16 protein-coding genes are annotated in these 19,795 nt (G+C 71.3%); 4 read left to right on the top strand and 12 right to left on the bottom strand.

Annotation, left to right across the window (positions count from 1 at the left end):
• Positions 1–22: 22 nt before the first annotated feature.
• On the top strand, positions 23–1,621 hold the full coding sequence (locus AB0C82_RS02620) for an alpha/beta hydrolase (protein WP_362835531.1): 1,599 nt from the start codon (positions 23–25) through the stop codon (positions 1,619–1,621).
• A gap of 105 nt (positions 1,622–1,726) precedes the next feature.
• Positions 1,727–3,295, top strand: a complete 1,569-nt coding sequence (locus AB0C82_RS02625) for an alpha/beta hydrolase (protein WP_362835533.1) — start codon at positions 1,727–1,729, stop codon at positions 3,293–3,295.
• Between the two features lie 67 nt (positions 3,296–3,362).
• On the opposite strand, the gene moeZ is transcribed toward AB0C82_RS02625, so the two are convergent.
• The 12 genes from moeZ to AB0C82_RS02685 form a co-directional block, all read right to left on the bottom strand.
• A complete protein-coding gene (moeZ, locus tag AB0C82_RS02630; protein ID WP_362835535.1) occupies positions 3,363–4,541 on the bottom strand; it encodes an adenylyltransferase/sulfurtransferase MoeZ in 1,179 nt (392 codons plus the stop codon).
• A gap of 85 nt (positions 4,542–4,626) precedes the next feature.
• A complete protein-coding gene (locus AB0C82_RS02635) occupies positions 4,627–5,511 on the bottom strand; it encodes a spherulation-specific family 4 protein (protein WP_362835537.1) in 885 nt (294 codons plus the stop codon).
• A complete protein-coding gene (locus tag AB0C82_RS02640) occupies positions 5,499–6,464 on the bottom strand; it encodes an NAD-dependent epimerase/dehydratase family protein (RefSeq protein WP_185298628.1) in 966 nt (321 codons plus the stop codon). Before AB0C82_RS02640 ends, AB0C82_RS02635 begins: the two co-directional genes overlap by 13 nt.
• Before the next feature lie 147 nt (positions 6,465–6,611).
• A complete protein-coding gene (locus tag AB0C82_RS02645; RefSeq protein WP_362836993.1) occupies positions 6,612–7,661 on the bottom strand; it encodes a hypothetical protein in 1,050 nt (349 codons plus the stop codon).
• 775 nt (positions 7,662–8,436) lie between these two features.
• Complete coding sequence (locus AB0C82_RS02650; RefSeq protein ID WP_362836995.1) at positions 8,437–10,221, bottom strand: DUF3492 domain-containing protein; 1,785 nt, start codon at positions 10,219–10,221, stop codon at positions 8,437–8,439.
• A 189-nt stretch (positions 10,222–10,410) separates the two neighbouring features.
• A complete protein-coding gene (locus AB0C82_RS02655; RefSeq protein WP_362835539.1) occupies positions 10,411–12,051 on the bottom strand; it encodes an ABC transporter ATP-binding protein in 1,641 nt (546 codons plus the stop codon).
• Positions 12,048–13,037 (bottom strand): ABC transporter permease, encoded by a 990-nt coding sequence (locus AB0C82_RS02660; RefSeq protein ID WP_362835541.1) that lies wholly within the window; start codon positions 13,035–13,037, stop codon positions 12,048–12,050. Before AB0C82_RS02660 ends, AB0C82_RS02655 begins: the two co-directional genes overlap by 4 nt.
• The gene (locus AB0C82_RS02665) at positions 13,034–14,023 is read right to left on the bottom strand and encodes an ABC transporter permease (RefSeq protein WP_362835543.1); all 990 of its coding nucleotides are present in this window, start codon (positions 14,021–14,023) and stop codon (positions 13,034–13,036) included. Before AB0C82_RS02665 ends, AB0C82_RS02660 begins: the two co-directional genes overlap by 4 nt.
• A gap of 2 nt (positions 14,024–14,025) precedes the next feature.
• On the bottom strand, positions 14,026–15,753 hold the full coding sequence (locus AB0C82_RS02670; protein WP_362835545.1) for an ABC transporter substrate-binding protein: 1,728 nt from the start codon (positions 15,751–15,753) through the stop codon (positions 14,026–14,028).
• A gap of 239 nt (positions 15,754–15,992) precedes the next feature.
• Positions 15,993–16,088, bottom strand: a complete 96-nt coding sequence (locus tag AB0C82_RS02675) for an Ms4533A family Cys-rich leader peptide (protein WP_328905709.1) — start codon at positions 16,086–16,088, stop codon at positions 15,993–15,995.
• 123 nt (positions 16,089–16,211) lie between these two features.
• Positions 16,212–17,705 carry a DUF3152 domain-containing protein gene (locus tag AB0C82_RS02680; protein ID WP_362835548.1) on the bottom strand — a complete coding sequence of 498 codons (1,494 nt, stop codon included), beginning with the start codon at positions 17,703–17,705 and terminating at the stop codon, positions 16,212–16,214.
• The gene (locus tag AB0C82_RS02685) at positions 17,690–18,658 is read right to left on the bottom strand and encodes an alpha/beta hydrolase (RefSeq protein ID WP_362835550.1); all 969 of its coding nucleotides are present in this window, start codon (positions 18,656–18,658) and stop codon (positions 17,690–17,692) included. The genes AB0C82_RS02680 and AB0C82_RS02685 overlap by 16 nt, the downstream gene beginning before the upstream one ends.
• A 111-nt stretch (positions 18,659–18,769) precedes the next feature.
• Between AB0C82_RS02685 and AB0C82_RS02690 the strand changes: the two genes are divergently transcribed.
• Complete coding sequence (locus AB0C82_RS02690; RefSeq protein WP_362835552.1) at positions 18,770–18,985, top strand: hypothetical protein; 216 nt, start codon at positions 18,770–18,772, stop codon at positions 18,983–18,985.
• A 168-nt stretch (positions 18,986–19,153) separates the two neighbouring features.
• Entirely contained in the window at positions 19,154–19,795 is a 642-nt protein-coding gene (locus AB0C82_RS02695) for a TetR/AcrR family transcriptional regulator (protein ID WP_362835554.1), read from the top strand.

The raw sequence follows: 19,795 nt of genomic DNA on the forward strand, positions 1-19,795 counted from the left end.
CACACCGCAGCACGATGGGCTCATGAGGACTTCCCCTGCCCTTCGTGCCGCCGCCATCGCCGCCACCGCGACCGTGCTGCTGCCCCTGGCCGCCTGTTCGGACGGCGGGGACGACGACGGCTCGGAGCGGTCGAAGCCCTCCCCGGCCTCGACCGCCTCCCCCGCGTCCACGGCGGACGAGCTGTCCTCCCAGAAGCTCGACTGGAAGCCCTGTCAGGCCCCGAACGAGGCGCAGGGTGGCGGCGAATCGCCCTCCCCGCTGCCCGGCGGCGCCGTCTGGGAGTGCACGTTCATGGACGTCCCGCTCGACTACGAGAAGCCGGACGGCAGGACGATCGAGCTGGCGCTCATCCGGGCCAGGGCCCGCGAACAGGACAGGCGGATCGGCTCCCTCATCTTCAACTTCGGTGGCCCCGGGGCCTCCGGGATCGCCACCCTGCCCTCCTTCGGTACGGACTACGACACGCTCCGCAGCCGTTACGACCTGGTGAGTTTCGACCCGCGCGGCGTCGGCCGCAGCGAAGGCGTCGAGTGCTCGGACGACGCCCGGCTCGACGAGCTGTACGCGCAGGACGCCACCCCCGACGACGAGGCGGAGGAGAAGGAGTACGTCGACGGCCTGAAGTCGTACGTCGCCGACTGCGAGGAGAACTCCGGCGCGGAACTCCGCTACGTCGGTACGACGAACGCCGCCCGCGACCTGGACCTGATGCGCGAGGTGCTCGGCGACGACAAGCTGTACTACTTCGGCATCTCGTACGGCACCGAACTGGGCGGTGTCTACGCCCATCTGTTCCCCGAGAAGGTCGGCAGGGCGGTCCTGGACGCGGTCGTCGATCCGACCGAGAGCGCCCTGCGGTCCTCCCTCGGCCAGGCCGAGGGCTTCCAGCTCGCCCTGGACAACTTCACCGCGGACTGCGCCGAGCGTGACGACTGCAAGCTGCCCGGTGCCACGGGGAAGGAGGTCGAGCAGTGGATCGCCGACCTCCTCGACCAGCTGGACGAGGAACCCGTCGAGGGGCTCGGCGGGCGGCAGCTGACGCAGACCCAGGCCACCACAGGTATCGCGTCCTCCCTGTACTCCCAGGAGACCTGGCCGCTGCTCGAACAGGGCCTCGACGAGGCGGAGGGCGGCAACGGCGGGCTGCTCCTGGCGCTGGCCGACTCGCTGAACGGGCGCTCCGAGGAGGGCCGTTACGACAACTCCAACGCGGCGAACGCGGCCATCAACTGCGCCGACTCCAAGGCGCGCTTCACGATCGAGCAGACCAAGGCGGCGCTCCCCGACTTCCGCAAGGCGTCGCCCGTCTTCGGTGAGTATCTGGGCTGGGGACTGATGAGCTGCGACGGCTGGCCGGTCGCGGGCGCCTGGGACACCCCGGACGTCAGCGCGCCGGGAGCGCCCCCGATCCTCGTCATCGGCAACACAGGTGACCCGGCGACCCCTTACGAGGGGGCGAAGGCGATGGCCGAGGAACTGGGCGAGGGCGTGGGGATCGAACTGACCTACAAGGGCGAGGGTCATGGCGCGTACAACAGCGGCGACGCGTGCGTGCAGAAGGCCGTCAACGGCTACCTGCTGGACGGCAAGGTCCCCGCGTCGGGCACCGTCTGCGGCTGAGCGGGCGGGCCGCCGGGCTGTCGGTGCCGGCGACTAGCATGGCCGCACATCTGCACAGCCCGGCGTGCGTTCCCACGCCTTCGGGCATCGGGGAGGGAACGCACCATGCGCGTGAACGGACGGATGCGGCGGGCCGTCGCCCTGGCCGGGGCGGCCCTGCTGGCGACGGGAGTGCTCGCCGGATGCGATCTGAGCACGGAACCGGAGCCCACGGACCGGGCCGCCGGCCCCGCGCCGTCGGCCACCGGGACCAGCAAGGGCTCGCCGGGTCTGCCCGCCGCTCTCACCTCGCAGCGCCCTGACTGGAAGCGCTGTGATGCTCCCGAGGGCGGCACCGCCCCCAGCTCCGCCTGGCGGTGCGCCACGGTCGACGTGCCGCTCGACTACGCGAAGCCTGCCGGCGGGACGATCGGCATCGCGCTGATCCGCAAGGAGGCGCGGGACCGGGGGCGGCGGCTGGGCTCGATGCTCTTCAACTTCGGCGGGCCCGGTGGTTCGGGCGTCGACTTCCTGCCGCGCGCGGCCCCCTCGTACGAGAAGCTCAACTCCCGTTACGACCTGGTGGGCTTCGATCCGCGCGGGGTGGCGGCGAGCTCCGGGGTCAGGTGCCGCACCGACAAGGACCAGGAAACGACCCATCACACGGTCGACCTGACGCCCGACACCGCGGCGGAGGAGGCCGCGTTCGTGAACGACGCCGCGGCCTTCGGAGCCGGTTGCGGACGCCGCTCCGGCGCCCTCCTCCCGCACGTCGGCACGTCGAACGCGGCCCGCGACATGGACCTGATCCGGCAGGTGCTCGGCGACGCGAAGCTCTCCTACTTCGGCATCTCCTACGGTACGGAGCTGGGCGGGACCTACGCCCACCTCTTCCCCGGGAACGTGGGGCGCACAGTCCTGGACGCGGTCGTCGACCCGACGGCGGACTCGGTGGGCCACGCCCGGAACCAGACGACCGGCTTCCAGCGGGCGCTGGAGAACTACCTGAAGGACCGCGGCCAGGATCCCGGGGCGGGGACGCAGCGGATAGCGCGGCTGCTCCAGCGGATCGACGGCAGCCCGCTGCCGACCGATTCCGGGCGCGAGCTCAACGAGTCGCTGGCGATCACCGGAATCGTGACCCCGCTCTACTCCGAGAGCAGCTGGCCCGCCCTGACGGCGGCGCTGGACGAGGCCGAGGGGAGCGGCACGGGCAACAGGCTGCTCCAGCTCGCCGACGCCTACAACGGCCGCGACGCGGAGGGGCGTTACGACACCCAGAGCCACTCGCAGCGCGCCATCTCCTGCGCGGACACCTCGTCCCGGCCGACGCTCGACGAAGCCAGGGCGCTGCTGCCCGAATTCCGCAAGCTGTCCCCGGTGTTCGGACCGTTCCTGGCCTGGGACACGGCCGGCTGGTGTGCGCAGTGGCCGGTCGACGGCGAGCACGACACACCGGAGGCGAGTGCTCCGGGCGCGGGTCCGATCCTCGTCATAGGCACGACCGGTGACCCGGCCACGCCGTACGAGGGTGCGCAGAAGATGGCGGACGAGCTGGGCAAGGGCGTCGGCGTCATGATCACCAACAAGGGTGAGGGGCATGGCGCGTACGGCGAGAGCGCCTGCGTGACCTCGACGGTCGACGACTACTTCCTGGACGGCGAGATCCCGGCGGACGGCAAGACCTGCTCGTAACGGCGAACGCGTACGAGAAGGGGGCCGGTCCGCTGATGCGGACCGGCCCCCTTTCCGTGCTGCGGGTCTAGTAGACCGGCTTCTCGGGCTCGATCTGGTGGACCCAGCCGATCACGCCGCCGCCCACGTGCACGGCGTCGGCGAAGCCCGCGGACTTGAGGACCGCGAGGACCTCTGCGCTGCGGACACCGGTCTTGCAGTGCAGGACGATGCGCTTGTCCTGCGGAAGGTCCTGGAGGGCGTTGCCCATCAGGAACTCGTTCTTCGGGATCAGCTTGGCACCCGGGATCGAGACGATCTCGTACTCGTTCGGCTCGCGAACGTCGATGATCTCGATCTTCTCGTCTCCGTCGATCCACTCCTTGAGCTGCTTCGGAGTGATCGTGGAGCCGAGCGCCGCCTCCTGGGCCTCCTCGGACACGACGCCGCAGAAGGCCTCGTAGTCGATGAGCTCGGTGACGGTCGGGTTCTCGCCGCAGACCGCGCAGTTGGGGTCCTTGCGGACCTTCACCTGGCGGTACTGCATCTCCAGCGCGTCGTAGATCATCAGCCGGCCGACGAGCGGGTCACCGATACCGGCGAGCAGCTTGATGGCCTCGTTGACCTGGATGGAGCCGATGGACGCGCAGAGCACGCCCAGGACACCGCCCTCGGCGCAGGAGGGAACCATGCCGGGGGGCGGCGGCTCCGGGTAGAGGCAGCGGTAGCAGGGACCGTGCTCGGACCAGAAGACGGACGCCTGTCCGTCGAACCGGTAGATCGAGCCCCATACGTACGGCTTGTTCAGAAGAACGGCCGCGTCGTTGACGAGATAGCGGGTGGCGAAGTTGTCCGTGCCGTCCACGATCAGGTCGTACTGGGCGAAGATGTCCATCACGTTGTCGGCTTCGAGCCGCTCTTCGTGGAGGACGACCTTCACGTACGGGTTGATGCCAAGCACCGAGTCCTTGGCGGACTGGGCCTTGGAGCGGCCGATGTCGGCCTGGCTGTGAATGATCTGGCGCTGCAGGTTCGACTCGTCGACCTCGTCGAACTCCACGATGCCGAGCGTGCCGACACCGGCTGCGGCCAGGTACATCAGGGCCGGCGAGCCGAGGCCTCCGGCGCCCACACACAGCACCTTCGCGTTCTTCAGCCGCTTCTGTCCGTCCATCCCGACATCCGGGATGATCAGGTGGCGGGAGTACCTGCGGACCTCGTCGACGGTGAGCTCAGCAGCTGGCTCGACCAAGGGTGGCAGCGACACAGGAACCTCAACAATGCAGGTGGTCGGTTTCTACGTACTTCGGCTACGTACGGTTGTTCTTGCGGTAACACTGCCACGCCCCCTCTCATTCCGAGATACCTGGTCCGATCCGCGAGACGATTTCGTCCCAGTAACTGGGCAGCGCCGTGAATGGATCGGTTTGTCCGCCTTCACGCACCTGAGCGGTCCGGTCCGTGAAGAAGATCGTCCCCGCACCCTGCCAGCGGGCGATGCGCATGGCCTCGTCGAGGTGGGTGCGCGGGACGCCGTGCACGAAGTGCGCGAAGCGGCCGGGCGGGTAGGCGGCGGTCCACTCCGCCACCTGCGACCAGCGGTAGTCGGTCCACGGCCCCCGGAAGGTGACGAGTTGGTCGGCCGTCTCGGCGTAGCCCGGATACGGGTGGGTGTCGTGCCCCAGGACGAGTCTGCCCCGGCCGCCCGCGCTGCCGCCGCCCGAGCCGTCGCCGTCCGCGCTGTCGTGGTCCGCGCTGTCGGTGCCGGCGTCGGCCAGGAGGGCGGTCAGTGTGCTGGTGAGTCTCCTGACGGCCGGGAGGTCGGCGCGTCCGTCGGGGCACCGGTCGAGGTAGAAACCCCCGACGCGGTACCAGCTGACGAAGGACCGGGCATCGGCGACGATCTCGTCGAAGGGCCGTGCCCCGTGGGCGAGATCGAGGTGGCCGAGCAGCCGGCCCCCGGCTGCCCGGACGGCGTCGCCCGGGGCCTCACCCCGAAGGGCCCGCTCCCTGGCGTTGCGGAGCCGGCCCGCGGCTTCCAGACAGTGCGGGTCGGGCCGGGCGCCCGGCCCGTTGTCGATATTGAGGACGGCCCAGTGCAGCGGGGTGCCGGGCCGGGTCAGTTCGGCCCATTCGGTGGGGGCGAGCAGGGGGTGCGCGTAGCCGGGAACGCCGAATCCGAGCCGGTCGCCGCCGCTGGTCCGCCGGGCCGTACCCGTGGTGGTCAGATGCGGCACGCCGCCTCCATCCAGATGTCCGCGAGGGACTCCTCCAGGTTGATGCGGGGGCGCCAGCCGAGCCGGTCGCGGGCGGTGCGGACGTCGGCCTGCTGCCAGGCGCCGCAGCCGTCGGGGTAAGGGGACGGGGTCGCCGAGAGGTGTTCGACGACGGTCTCGACGGAGGCGCGGGGGGCGCCGATCGGGAGCCTGGACGGTGGGGTGTCCAGCTCGTGGAGCGCGCCCGCGTAACCGGCGACCCGGGCGAGGACGGCTGCGGCGTCGCGGAGCCGGACAGCCCTGCCGGTACCGATGTTGACGACGCCCTGGGCGGCGGAGAGCGAGGCGGCGTGGACGGCACGCGCCACGTCGCGTACGTCGACGAAGTCACGCTGCACCCCGAGTCCGCTGAGCTTGAGCTCACCGTCGCCGGACTGCATGGCCCGGCGCATCGCCTCGGCGAGGCGCCCGAGCGGGGAGCCGGCGGGGGTGCCGGGGCCGACGGGTGAGAAGACCCGCAGCACGACCGCGTCGAGGTCGGAGCCGAGCACGAGTTCGGTGGCGGCGAGCTTACTGACGCCGTACGGGCCGCCGGGCCGGGGCACGGCGTCCTCGGCCGTCGACGAGCCGGGCTGCGAGGGCCCGTACTCGGCGGAACAGCCGACCTGGACGAGCCGGGCGCCGCAGCCGCTGCGGCGCAGGGCCTCGCAGACGGTGGCGACGGCGACGGTGTTGTGGCGGGTCAGGTCGCGGGCACCGCCGCGGGTGGCGCCCGCGCAGTTGACGACGACTCCCGGGTGGACGGCGTCCAGGAAGCGGGTGAGCGCCCCCGGGCTGCCGCCCGCGAGGTCGAACCGCACGTCGGCGTCGTCACCCCGGCCGAGCGCCGTGAGGTGGACGGCCGGATCGGCGAGCAGGCGGTCGGCGACGAAACGGCCGAGGAATCCGTTGGCTCCTAGCAGCAGCACCCTCATCGTGCGCCCCCTGAGTGCCGACGGCGGGCTGCCGGTGCGGGGGATTGGCGGGTCATGTCCGGTTTCTCCTTGAGACTGTTGTCGATATGGGCGGTGTGTGCGGGACCCGTGGCGTCGGCTCCACGGGAGTGCGGTGGTCGATCGGTGTCACTTCGTTTCCGCTCGCGCCGTGGCGTGAGCGGACGCCCTGGAAAGGGCGACCGCGGCGTGGATCAGCAGCCCGAGGGCCGCCGCGCCGCAGGCGAGGGTCGGTACGGCTCCGGTGCCGGCTGCCGCGACGAAGGCGTCGACGGGCCGGGCCAGGGAGTCGAGACCGGGCAGACGCCCGGCCAGGATCAGGGCGGGCGCCGCCGCTTCGACGGCGCAGGCGGCGGCGAGGCCCGTGGTGGCCTGCTCGGGAAAGCCGTGCACGGTGAGCAGGCGGGCCAGGAAGAACAGGACCCCGAGCGCGGTCGCCGCGACGGGCACACCGCCGCCGTACGCGAGACCGGCGAGGGCCAGCAGGACGAGGAGCGCGCACAGGAAGAGCGCGACGGTTCCGAGGAGTACCGGGCGCACGCCCGCACCGAACTCCTCCAGCGCGTGGCTTCCGGCGAGTTTGCGGTGGGCGTGTACGGAGAAGAGGTGCGCGCACCAGGCGGCCGGGGCGACGGCGAGCGCGAGGCCGAGCAGCGGGGCGGGGTCACCGGCCCAGCTGCCGTCCGGGCCGCCGCTCATGACCTGGGCGAGCAGGCCCTCGCCGTACATGGCGTAGCCGATCAGCCAGCAGCCGTACACGGTGGCCGCCCCGATGGGGCGGCTCTCGGCGCGCAGCGGGCCCCGGCGCAGACAGGCCCGCAGCGCGAGGACGACCAGGAGTGCTCCGGCGCCCGTCACCACGGACCGCGCGCTCCCGCCGAGCACCCCCTCGGTGGCCCGGAGCAGGCCCACGGTCGCGAGGCAGGCGGCGCCCGGCAGCAGCGCGAGCAGCGTCCACCCCGCCCTTGCCTCCGTGTCGCGCCCGGGGCGCGGGGGCGGCGGATCGACGGGCCGGCGCACGCTGCCGGGGACTCTGGCGTACAGCTCCTCGGCGAGCGAGAAGACGTCACGGTGGCGGTAGCGGGCGGCGGTCCGGTCGGTGAGCCCGTGCGCTTCGAGCCCTGCGGCGATCTCCAGCGGGTCCACGGCCCGCTCACAGAGCTCGCGGTGCCGGTGCATGAGCGACTTCACCGGGTCGGCGGGTCCGCGCCGGGCCGCGGGTTTGCGCGCGGCGGCGGGGACGATCTCGGGCGCCCGGTGCAGCGGCACGGGAGCGGGAGCCGGGGCGGAAGCCGGGGAGGGCGTCTGCCGCCCGGCTTCGGGACTCACTGCGGGCACGTCGGATTCGGTCGGGTCGGCGGCTGAGGTCGGGGCGGCGTAGGCGTTCGGGTCGGCGGCTGAGGTCGGGTCGGCGGGGGCGTTCGGCTCGGCGGTTTCCGAGGGGGTGGCGATCTCCGATGAGGCGGCCGTCTGCTGGAGATCGACGGATTCGAGCAGTTCAGCGCCACCGGAACAACCGGCGACTCCCGGACGCTCAGCGCCGTCGGTACGCCCCGCGACTCCCGAAAGCTCAGCGCCGCCCGACAGCCCGACACCTACGGGAAGCTCAGCGTCATCGGACAGCCCGACAACTCCCGGCAGTAAGGCTCCGTCGGACAGCCCGGCGTCTCCCGGAAGCTCAGCACCATCTGACAGCCCGGCATCTCCCGGAAGCTCAGCACCATCTGACAGCCCGGCGTCTCCCGGCAGAGGGGCTCCGTCGCCCGCTGCACCGTCCGGCAGTCCCCATGAAGGCGCGGACATCTCCGTCACCCCCGGGACCGAGGCCGCGTGGACCAGTGCCTCCGAGTGCAGGTCCCAGCCTCCGTCGGCGCGGGGGGCGGAGGGTGCGTCCAGGGCTTCGGTCGTCGGTCGGCCCATCGGGGATCCTCCGTGGTCATGGCCGGTCGTGTGGTCACCCATCGCCGTCCCCCGCTCCGGCGGCGGTGGACGCGCAGACGCCCTCGGGCTCGGGCTCGGCCCAGCTCGGCCGCCGGGCGGCGCCCGCACCGGCCGGCACCGCCGCAGGACTCTGCGAGGTCGTCCAGCGGCCGAGCACATGAGCCTCGGGAGGGCTGGCGAAGGGGCGCGGCTCACCGTCGGCGTCCACGGCGTCCGCCTCCCGCCACGCGGGTGTGCGCGAGATCAGCTCCAGGTAAATGCCGTGAAATGCCGCGAGGTTCTGTTCGACGGTGAAGAGTTCGAGCGCCCTGGCGCGCGCCGCGGCTCCGAGGCGCGCGCGGCGCTCGGGGTCGCGCAGCAGCGAGACGCAGGCATCGGCGAGCGCCCGGGGATTGCGCGGCGGGACCACGAGCCCGGTACCCCCGATGACCTCGACGACCGCGCCCACGTCCGTGGAAACGGTCGCCCGGCCGCAGAACATCGCCTCGACGAGGCTGATGGGGAAGCCTTCGACGACGCTCGACAGGACGACGACGCCGCCCGCCGCGTACGCCTCCGAGAGATCGGGGACATCAGGGCCGCCGATCTCCTCGAAGGAGACCGGGTTGTCTCCCACGGCGTGCGCGCCCGTGGCCTCGTCGGGGAAGAGCTGCGCCGCCAGCGTCCGGCAGGTCGCGAGGTAGGCATCGCCCTCGGTGCCCTGTACCGGTGCCCCGAAGATCCGTAGCCGGGCGTCCGGTTCGGCCCTGCGCACCTCGGCGAAGGCGTGGAGCAGGGCGATCAGGTCCTTCGCCGGCTCGATCCTGCCGACCCACACGAGCGTGTCGGGACCACCGTCGTCGTCGCCCTCCCCCACCCCCCGGAAGCGGTCCGCCGCCATGCCGGGGTAGACCGTGCGCAGTTTGGCGCGGTCGGCGCCGCACCGTTCCTGCCAGCGGCGTACATGGGTGTTGCCGGGGGTGATGACCGAGGCCTGGCGGTAGACCTCGGCGGCGAGCTGTCCGTGGAAGCCGGCCAGGAGCGCGCGCACCGGCGTGGTGAACGGCTCGCCGGGTGTGGCGAGGTAGTGCGCCCGGAGGTGCACGCCGTGCTCCGTGACCAGCAGCGGCACTCCGAAGAAGCGTTTGGCCAGAAGCCCGGGCAGGGCTGCCGCGCCGCCCGAAGTGGCATGGCAGAGGTCGACGGCGCCGAGGCTCTCCTCGTCGTACCAGTCGAGGGAGAGGGGACGCAGCGCCCGCTCCAGCTCGGCGGCGAAGGCGAGGAGGTCGGGCACGGTGGCGCTCTGGACGCTCCGCCCTGTGCCCCGTGCCCGGCACGCCGATTCCAGGATGCGCATCGTGGCCTCGGAGCGGAGCGCGGTGTGCAGTCCGCCGCGCTCCCTGGCGAGTTCGGCCAGCCCGTACAGGGCTTCGGTGAACCGCGTACCGGCCGTATCGCCCGCACGGGCGTCGTCCGCGGCGCAGACGGTGGCGGCGAGCTCCGTCAGATGCGCCGTGAAGCGCCGGCGTTCGCGGCGCCCGAAGGACTGGCCGTCACCGGTGAGCATCCTGGCCAGCAGGCCCTTCGGGCTGCTGCCGCGCAGGGCGTCGTCGTCGGAGGTCCACAGCGGGGCCGTGCGCACACGGCTGATCTGGGGCGGAAGCCTGACCCAGCCCTGTTCCTCCTGGTGGGCGGAGCGGCTGAGCGCATAGAGGTCGAACTCGTGCTGGGGAAGACCACGCACCAGCCGGTCGCACCACAGCCTGGACTCACCGGTCGCATACGGATAACCACCGTCGGTGAGCAGTCCGATCCGCACGAGCACACCCCGATCTCCCTTGTGAGCGGCCGCCGTTGGAATGGCGACTCGCAGCGGGACGACCGTAAGCGGATACGCCGGTGGTGCGACGGACGGTTGTCCGTCGCACCACCGAAAGGGGTGAACCGTCGTAACTTTCCTGCTCCGGTAGCGTTCCGTCGCGATAAGGAGCCGGGACGTCACACAGGGTCAGGCTGCGGCCAGCTCCTGGCGGGTCTTGCGGCGTACCTCCGCGAGCGCCGGGTCGAGCACGGGCACCGCGGCCAGGAGCTGTCGGGTGTACGCGTGACGGGGGTTGCCGTACACCTCGTCGGCCGGGCCCTGCTCCACGATCCGGCCCTGCCGCATGACCGCGACCCGGTCGCTGACCTGGCGTACGACCGCCAGGTCGTGGGCGATGAAGACGAGTCCGATGCCCAGTTCGCGCTGGATCTCGGCGAGGAGCGCGATGACCTGTGCCTGGGTGGTGACGTCGAGTGCCGAGACCGGCTCGTCGCAGACGATCAGCTTCGGACCCGCGGCGAGCGCACGCGCGATCCCTACGCGCTGGCGCTGCCCCCCGCTGAACTCGTGCGGATAGCTTCCATACCGGGCCGGATCGAGCCCGACCCGTTCCAGCAGTTCGCCCACCCTGGCCCGGACGCGGTCCTCGTCGCGCTCCCCCGCCGCCCGGAGCGGGTCGGCCACGGATTCGCCGATCGAGCGCCGCGGGTTGAGCGAGGAGACCGGGTCCTGGAAGACCATCTGTAGGTCCCGCCGGTACGGGCGCATCGCCCGCTCCCCGAGGGCGCCGATCTCCTTCCCCCCGTAACTGAGCCGCCCCGAGCTCGGATCGAGCAGCCGTACGAGCATCCGCCCCAGCGTCGTCTTGCCGCTGCCGCTCTCGCCGACGATGCCGAGGGTCTCGCCCGCGTGGACGGTCAGCGAGACCCCGTCCACGGCGATGACCCGGTCGCGTCCCCGGCCGAACTCGCGCCGCAGGTCCACGGCTTCGAGCAGGGGCGTGACATCAGCGGGGGTACGGGGCGCCGGGACGTGCGCCGCCCTCGGCCTGTCCACCCGGGGCACCGCCGAGAGCAGTTCCCGGGTGTACGGCTGCCGGGGCGCGCCGAGCACCCTGGCGACGGGGCCGCGTTCGACCTCCCGCCCGGCCCGCATGACCAGCACCTCGTCCACGCTCTCCGCGGCGACGCCGACGTCATGGGTGACCAGCAGCAGCCCCATGCCCGTCTCCTGGCGCAGCGCGTGCAGGAGGTCCAGGATCTGGGCCTGCACGGTGACGTCCAGGGCCGTGGTCGGTTCGTCGGCGATCAGCAGCCTCGGCTCACAGGCCAGTGCCATCGCGATCAGGGCGCGCTGGCGCATTCCGCCGGAGAACTCGTGAGGCCGGGAGTTCGCCCGCCGGGCCGCGCCGGGGATGCCGACCCGGTCGAGCACCTCCACCGCCCGCGCGCGGGCGGCCCGCCTCGAAGCGGTCGTGTGCACCCGGTACACCTCGGCGATCTGGTCTCCCACCGCGTAGTACGGGTCGAGCGAGGACAGCGGGTCCTGGAAGACCATGGCGGCCTGCGCTCCCCGCAGTGCCCGCAGCCCGCGCTCGTCCGCGGCGCCCACGTCCGTACCCGCGACGCGGACCTTTCCCAAGACCCGGGCCCCCGTGCCGCGGTGCAGACCGAGCAGGGCGTACGCGGAGGCGCTCTTGCCGGACCCCGATTCGCCCACGACGCCCAGCGCGCCGCCCGCTTCCAGGGTGAACGAGAGGCCGTCCACCGCCCGGACGTCACCGAAGTCGATGGTGAGGTCCTCGACCTCCACCAGGGGCTGTGTCATGACAGGACCACCCGTCGGTCGGCCAGCGCGTACAGCAGGTCCGCGACGGCATTGGCGAGCACCACGAAGAAGCCGGTCACCAGCACCATGCCGACGACCACCGGAAGGTCGACGACCTTCACCGCATGGACGAGTTCGCGCCCGATGCCCGGGATCCCGAAGAGCGACTCGGTGAGCACCGCGCCGCCGAACATCGTGCCCACGTCCAGGGCGCTCAGGGCGATGACGGGCGCCAGTGCCCCGCGCAGCGCGTGCCGGCCGATGACGGCGCGTTCGCTCACGCCGTAGGCGCGGAATGTGCGCACATGGTCGTCGGCGAGGGTCTCCAGCATGGAACTCCGCGTCAGCCGGGCGTACTTGGCCGACTCGATGAGGGCCAGCGAGACCCATGGCAGCAGCAGGCCCCAGGCCCACTGTTCCGGGTTCTCGGTGAAGGGCACGTACGTCGGCGAGGGCAGCCACCGGAGGGTGGAGCAGAAGACGATGATGAGCAGCAGCCCGATGACGAAGACAGGGGTGGCGGTGCCCGCGAGGGTCAGCCAGGTCAGCACCCGTTCGGTGATCCGGCCGCGCCGCCACACGGACAGCACTCCCGTCCCCACGCCGAGCAGGACGTAGCCGGCGAAGGCCCCGATGACGAGCGAACCGGTGACCGGCAGCTTCGCCAGGATCAGCCGGGTGACCTGCTCGTCGCTCTGGTACGAGACGCCGAGGCAGGGCACGGAGCAGTGTTCCGTGCCTGTGCCGGTGGAGAAGTCGCGTCCGGCGACGAGGCCCTGGAGGAAGTGCCCGTACTGCACGTACACCGGGTCGTCGAGCCGCAGTTGCCCGGTGACCTGGGCGACCTGGGCGGGTGAGCAGCGCGGCCCGCAGGCGATCTGGGCGACGTCACCGGGGGCGACGTAGAAGACGGCGTACAGGATGACGGTGAGGGCGAGGAGCACGAACACGGCGCCACCGAGTCTGCGCAGTGCGAAGCCGGTCATGAGGACTGTTCCTTCTTCCGTCCGGTGCCGATCCGCAGCCGCGACGCGGCGCGCGGGTCGAGTGCGGTGCGGACGCCCTCGCCGAGGACGGTCAGCGCGAGCACGGTGACGAAGAGCAGTCCGGTGGGGAGCAGCAGGTAGGTGGGGGCCGCCTGGTACCAGGTGTCGGCCTCGGTGAGCATCTGTCCCCAGGACGGGGTGGGCGGTTTGATGCCGACGCCGAGGAAGGACAGGGCCGCCTCGACGACGATGTTGGCGGGGAACATCAGCGCCGCGTAGGTGATGACGGGTGCGGCGAGCGAGGGCAGGAGCTCGCGCCGGGCGATGCTCCACCGGCCGCGTCCGCCGAGCCGGGCCGCCGAGACGAAGTCGAGGGACTTCAGGGCCAGCGCCTGGGCACGCACGATCTTCGATGTGCCTGCCCAGTTGATGCCGCCGATGACGAGGGCGATCAGGACGGGCCGGGGGAAGGACTGCGGGACGATCGCCAGGAGTGCCAGCGCTGTCACCATGATCGGCAGGGCGACGTTGATGTCCGTGATCCGGCTGAGGACCTGGTCGACCCAGCGGCTGCCGAGGGCGGCCGCGAGCCCGATGACGAGCCCGATGGTGACCTGCAGGACTGTCGCCGCGACGGCGACGCCGAGCGAGACACGCGCCCCGTGAACGATGCGGGCGAACAGGTCCCGGCCGGTCTGGGGTTCGACGCCGAGCCAGTGTTCCGCGCTGATGCCGCCGAAGGAGCCGATCGGCACACCGCCGGCGGCGGAGTCGACGAGATCGGGGTGGTAGGTGGTGGGGTCCTGGCCGGCCAGTGCGGTGAGGAGCGGAGCGGCGAGCGCGACCAGGACGAGCAGGAGGACCACGACCGCCGCGGCGGTGGCCGCGCGCTGGGCGCGCAGCCGCCGCCAGAACAGCCGGGCCCCCGAGGCGGGGGCGGCGACCGGCGCCGCTCCCGCCTCCTGGACCAGAAGTGCCTCGGACATGACTACTTGACCGAGACCTGGGAGACGTCGAGGACACCGGTCCAGTCGCTGATGACGACGTTCTTGATGTCCTGGCCGTAGAGCCTCTTGTACACCGGGTGGAAGAGCGGCACGGTCAGCGCCTGCTCACCGATCTTCTTGTCGAGGGCGCCCCAGCGCTTCGCGGCGGCGCTCAGATCGGTCAGCTTGTTGATCTCGTCGATCTCCTTGTTGACGGAGGCGTCGTTCAGGAAGCCCGTGTTGAAGTTGGCGCCGTCCTTCACGATCTGCCGGCCGTCGAAGATCGGCGCGAGGAAGGGACCGCCGGAGGGCCAGTCCGCGCCCCAGTGGGCGAGGAAGAAGCCGGGCTCCTTGTCGGCGCTGTGGATGGTGTCGGAGTAGTCGTTGCCCTCAAGACCCTTGAGCTCGACGGTGATACCGGCCTTCTTGAGGGCGGCCTGGAGCGCGGTGGCGATCTCCGGGCTGGTCTCGAAGTCCTTGTCGTTGGAGTGGGTGAGGGTGACGGTCAGGCCCTTGGGGTGACCGGCCTCCTTCAGCAGTTCCCTGGCCTTCGCCGCGTTACCGGTCTTCCCCGCGGGGAAGTGGTCGTACGGCGTGTAGCCGAAGGACTTCTGGTTCGGCAGATAGGTGGTGGCGGGCTCGGCGAGCGAGGAACCGCCGGCCGCGTTGACCACCGACGAGCGGTCGACGGCGTAGGCGATGGCCTGCCGCACCTTCGGGTCGTCGAACGGCTTCACCTTCGGGTTGAACGCGATGTAGTTCGTGTAGCCGAAGCGGCCGGTGCCGACACGGGACGCGAGCGCCTTGTCCCCGGAGACCTTGGCGAGCTCGGCCGGACCCAGGTTGGTGTCGGTGGTGACGGCCGCGGCGTCGGCGCCCTGGGACGCGGACAGCCGCTGGTTGATGACGGCGGAGTCGAGCCCGGAGCGTACGTCGATCCGGTCGGGGTACGCCTTGCGCTCCTCGTCGACCGCCGCCGACCAGTGCGGGTTGCGCTCCAGGACGAGGCGCTCGCCGTCGTTCTCGTTGCTGACGACCTTGTAGGGACCCGAAGAGACCGGGTGCTCCTCGTACTTGGTGCCGGTGTCCTTGGCCTTCGGGACGGGGGTGGTCTGCGTCTGGGTCGCCAGGTAGGGGAATTCGCCCTCGGGCTTGTTGAGACGGAACACGATGGTCTTCGCGTCCGGCACCTCGATGGAGTCGAGGCCCTTCTTGTCCTTGTACGGGCCCTGGTAGTCGGCCCCGCCGATCAGCCAGTCGCGCAGATACGGTGCCCCGCCCGAGAGTTCGGCGGCGAACGAGCGCTCGATGCCGTACTTGAGGTCCGCGCTGGTGATCGCGGTGCCGTCCTCGTACTTCAGCCCGTCCTTGAGGGTGTACGTCCAGACGGTGGCGTTCTTGCTCGGCGTGCCGAGGTCGGTCGCGAGGTCGGGGACGACCTTCGCACCGGCGGCGCCGTGCTCGCGGTTGCGGGTGGTGAGCGTGCGGAAGACGAGGGAGGGGACGTTGCCGCCGCCGGAGGTGTAGAGCCGGGCGGGGTCGAAGTCCTCCTGCGGGTTGCTGTTGAGGACGGTGAGGGTGCCGCCCTTCCGCGGTGCGCCGTCGGCGCCTGAGCCGCCGTCGCTCTCCTTGCTGTCCTGCGGCCCGGCGCAGGCCGCGACGCCCACCGCCAGGACCAGACCCACGGCTGCCGCTGCCACGCGGCTCGATATGACGGATGTTTGACGCATCGGAAGATGACCTCTCGGATGTACTGCCGGCAGGGAAGGAGAAAGAGCCCGTGCGCAGGCGACAGCGAAAGGAAAACGGGTCGGAACACCGAATTGCCGCGCCTGCGGGCGGAATACGCCCAGGCGCGGCGGTCATGAATGGCCGAGGAACCGGAAAGGGTCCGAGAAGGCCCGGAACGGGTCCGGGAAGATCTGGGAGAGGTCCGGGAGAAAAAGGCCGACGCGCGCTCGGGCAGGCGTCAGCGACAGAGAACGTCGGCTACGCAGATTCCGGTCACGCCGAGGAGCGCCAGCTCGATGGCGGCGCGCTCGGAGGTGACAGGACTGCGTGACATGCCGAGAAATATGGACGACCCGATCCTCGATGTCAACGCGGAATAAGACGGCCATCTCATCATTCGGACAGGCGTATGAGACGGAGCCTTCGGGCAGGCGTCACCGGCTTGGTGCCGCCTGCCTCAATTACCGGGATAAGCCCAGGCGTTGGGGCGACACTTGATCCCGCCGATGTTCAGCGACTTGGTCTGCTGCTGCATCACCGGGGCCGGCGCGCCCGGCGTCTCGCAGCTCACATGCCCGAATCCCAGCCGGTGGCCGATCTCGTGGTTGATGAGCATCTGACGGTAGGCCATGAGATTGTCCGGACCGAAGGTCGACGACCCCTGGGCCCAGCGATAGGCATTGATCATGACGCGCTCGGTCGAGGCCGAATCACAGGAGACGTTGTCCTCGGTCGTGTCCAGACCCGATTTCGCGCACCAGGTCCCGGTGGTGCCGGGACTCGCCAGAGTGATCACGAAGTCGGCTTCGCCCGAGGAGATCCGCTCGAATGTCATGGCACCGTTGTGAGCCCAACTGCGGTCGTCGTTCAGTGTCTTCTGGACGGCGTCGGCGAACAGTCCTCCGTCGAGGGCGAGGCCCTTTTCGATGTCGATCCGGTAGCGGTGCTTGGTTCCCTTGCCCGGCGCCTTCGCCAGTCCCGGGACGACGTCGAATTTCCCGGTGCCCGCGAGATCGGGGGCAAGTGCGTAGGGCTTCGCCATCTTCTGGGCGTACGACAGGGGTTTGATCCCGGCCGCGTTCGGCTGGGGCACCGGCCGGGCGTCGGAGCGGGAGGCGTCCTTGTCGCCCTCGCGGTCCACCTCGGCGGCCTTTGCTGCGACATCCCGGTCGGTGTCCGGGTCCTGGGCGACCTGTCCGGCCACCACGACGGCGAGGACGGTGGTGACGGCCGCGGCGGCGATGCCGGTGAACGTGCGCCCCTTCCCGCTCTTGGCGGATACGGAGCCCTCGGCCGCGTCCGGACCGTCCTCGAACGCCTGCGCTTCACCGGATCGGGTGACCGCGTCAAACGGGCCGGCGGATGACGGAGAAGCGGTCGGGGCGCCGTCGAACGCGTCGACGAACTCTCTCCGGGGCCCCGGCAGGGCCGGACCCTCGGGCACTGCGGGCCGCATCCCGGTACGCCGGTCCGCCGCGCGCTGCGCCGCCTGCTGGGCCGACATCTGCCGGGCTGCCGCCTGCTGGGCGTATGCCTGCTGCGTGGGGGTCTGACCCGTGTCGAACATCCGAGGTGCCTGGGGCGTCTGCGGCTGCGTCCGGCGGGGTGCCCCGCCACGGGCCCCTCCGGCGAACCCCGCGGGTCGCGCCTGCCAGTCGCCGTACCGCTGCTGCGGCCCGGTTCCCCAGCCGCCGCCGGCCTCCCGGTGTTCGGGGTGGCCTCCGCGCACGGGCGGCACCCCGTTGAAGGGGGTGTGCCCTTCGCCCCCGGACGGCATGGCGTCCTGGCGTCTGCGCCGCCCGCCGCCGGCTCCGGAGGGGGCAGCCCCCGCCGGAGCGGCCCTTGACGGGCCTGTTCCGGGATCGCCGTCGGTGTTCGCGTTGCCCTGGCTCTTGGCCTCGGGCCCCTTTCGGCTGTGTCGTCCCACGCCCCGGATCAGCTCCCGCCGCATTCGTCGAGCAGGTCCCGGAACGCCTGGGCGACCGTCTCCGGGTACTCCATCATCGCCACGTGCCCGGCCTCGGGCAGTGTGACCAGCCGGGCGTCGCGGAAGGCCGCGGACGCCCTGCGTGCCATCCGGTACGAGACCAGCTGGTCCCGTCCGCCGTACACCAGCAGAGTCGGTGCGAGCACCCGCTCGGCCTGACGCCACAGGTTGTGCTGCCCGCCCAGTGTGTAGGCATCGACGATGCCCCGGGCCGAGCGCGTCATGGCGTCCCAGAAGTACGGCAGTTCCAGTCGGCGCTCCATCTCCGCCACCGCGTGGCGGAGACCTTCTTCGGAGACCCGCGCCGGATCCCCGTAACAGAGTGCCATGACCCCGCGCGTGCGCTGTTCGGCGGTCCAGTCCTTCGTCAGCCGGGAGAAGAGGGACGCGACCCCCGGGACGGCCAGCAGCGCCGTCGGCACGGCGGACCGCTGCACGCGGATCTCCGGCAGCGCGGGCGAGATCAGGGTGAGGGTGCGCACCAGGTCGGGGCGGACGGCAGCGACGCGGGTGACGACCGCGCCGCCCAGGGAGTTGCCGAAGAGGTGGACGGGCCCGCGCCGCCGCGCGTCGAGCAGCCGGATCACGGCGCGCGCGTGCCCGGTCACCGAGTAGTTGCCGTCGTCCGGTGGCGGCGAGTCCCCGAAACCGGGCAGGTCCAGTGCCTCGCCGTCGGCCACGTCCGCCAGCAGCGGCATCAGCGCCGACCAGTTCTGGGACGAGCCGCCCAGCCCGTGGACGAACAGGGCGGGATCGAGCCCCGGCCGCAGCGGCGGCCGGGAACGGACGGTCAGGGTGAGACCCGCCAGCGCGACGGACCCCAGCTTCTCCCCCTCCGCGACCCTGACGGCACTGACCGTGGGGGCGGCCGCCGCTGCGGCGGCGGCGAGGGTACCCGGCAGCTCGGTCGAAGACATGCGGCAATGTTACGAGACGATCACGCCCTGGTTCATGTGTTCGCCGTCACAGGCCGCATAGCGGCCCCGCACGGTTGCTCCTAGGCTTCAAGGGTAAGGAAGGGAGCCACCATGACGGTCGACCCCAGCGACCCGGACACCTTCGCGGATGTCCCGCCCGACGAGCCGGGCCAAGAGACTCCCGATGCCGACGCAGCCGAGCAGCAGGCGGACCTCCAGCCGCAGCGGGACGATCCGCTGGTGGACATCGACCCGGAGAGGGCGAACGAGGCGGATATCGCGGAGCAGACCCGTGTCGTTCCTCAGGACGAAGACGATTACCGGTAATACGCCCCGCTTTGCTCTCCTGCTCCATTCATCCGTGGCTATCGCAGTCGTCCGGTCCATGAAATTCTGCGTCCGCGCCGCGCATACCCGGGTTACCCAAAAGTACGATGGCCGCACGGCGCAGCGCGCACGGATCAGCTGTGCTTGAACACAATTTTGGGAGGCGGCGTGACAGCCATCGAGCAGACAGAGGCAGCGCGCCCGCGGGGAACTCGCCTGCCCCGCCGTGCCCGACGCAATCAGTTGCTGGGCGCCGCGCAGGAGGTCTTCGTCGCGCAGGGCTACCACTCCGCCGCGATGGACGACATCGCCGAGCGGGCGGGCGTCAGCAAGCCGGTGCTCTACCAGCACTTCCCGGGCAAGCTGGAGCTCTATCTGGCCCTGCTCGACCAGCACTGCGAATCGCTGCTCCAGGCGGTGAGTACGGCGCTGGCCTCGACCACGGACAACAAGCTGCGCGTCGAGGCGACGATGGACGCCTACTTCGCGTACGTGGAGGACGAGGGCGGGGCCTTCCGGCTGGTCTTCGAGTCCGACCTGACCAGCGAGCCCGCGGTACGCGAACGGGTCGACCGGGTCTCGCTGCAGTGTGCGGAGGCCATCTCCGACGTCATCGCCGGTGACACCGGGCTGTCCAAGGACGAGTCCATGCTGCTCGCGGTGGGTCTGGGCGGTGTCTCCCAGGTGGTGGCCCGCTACTGGCTCTCCAGCGGCTCCAGCATCCCCCGCGACACGGCGGTGCAGCTGCTGACCTCGCTCGCTTGGCGGGGCATCGCGGGGTTCCCGCTGCACGGCATCGAACAGCACTGA

The sequence above is a fragment of the Streptomyces sp. NPDC048560 genome (genome assembly GCF_040650955.1).
GTDB lineage: Bacteria > Actinomycetota > Actinomycetes > Streptomycetales > Streptomycetaceae > Streptomyces.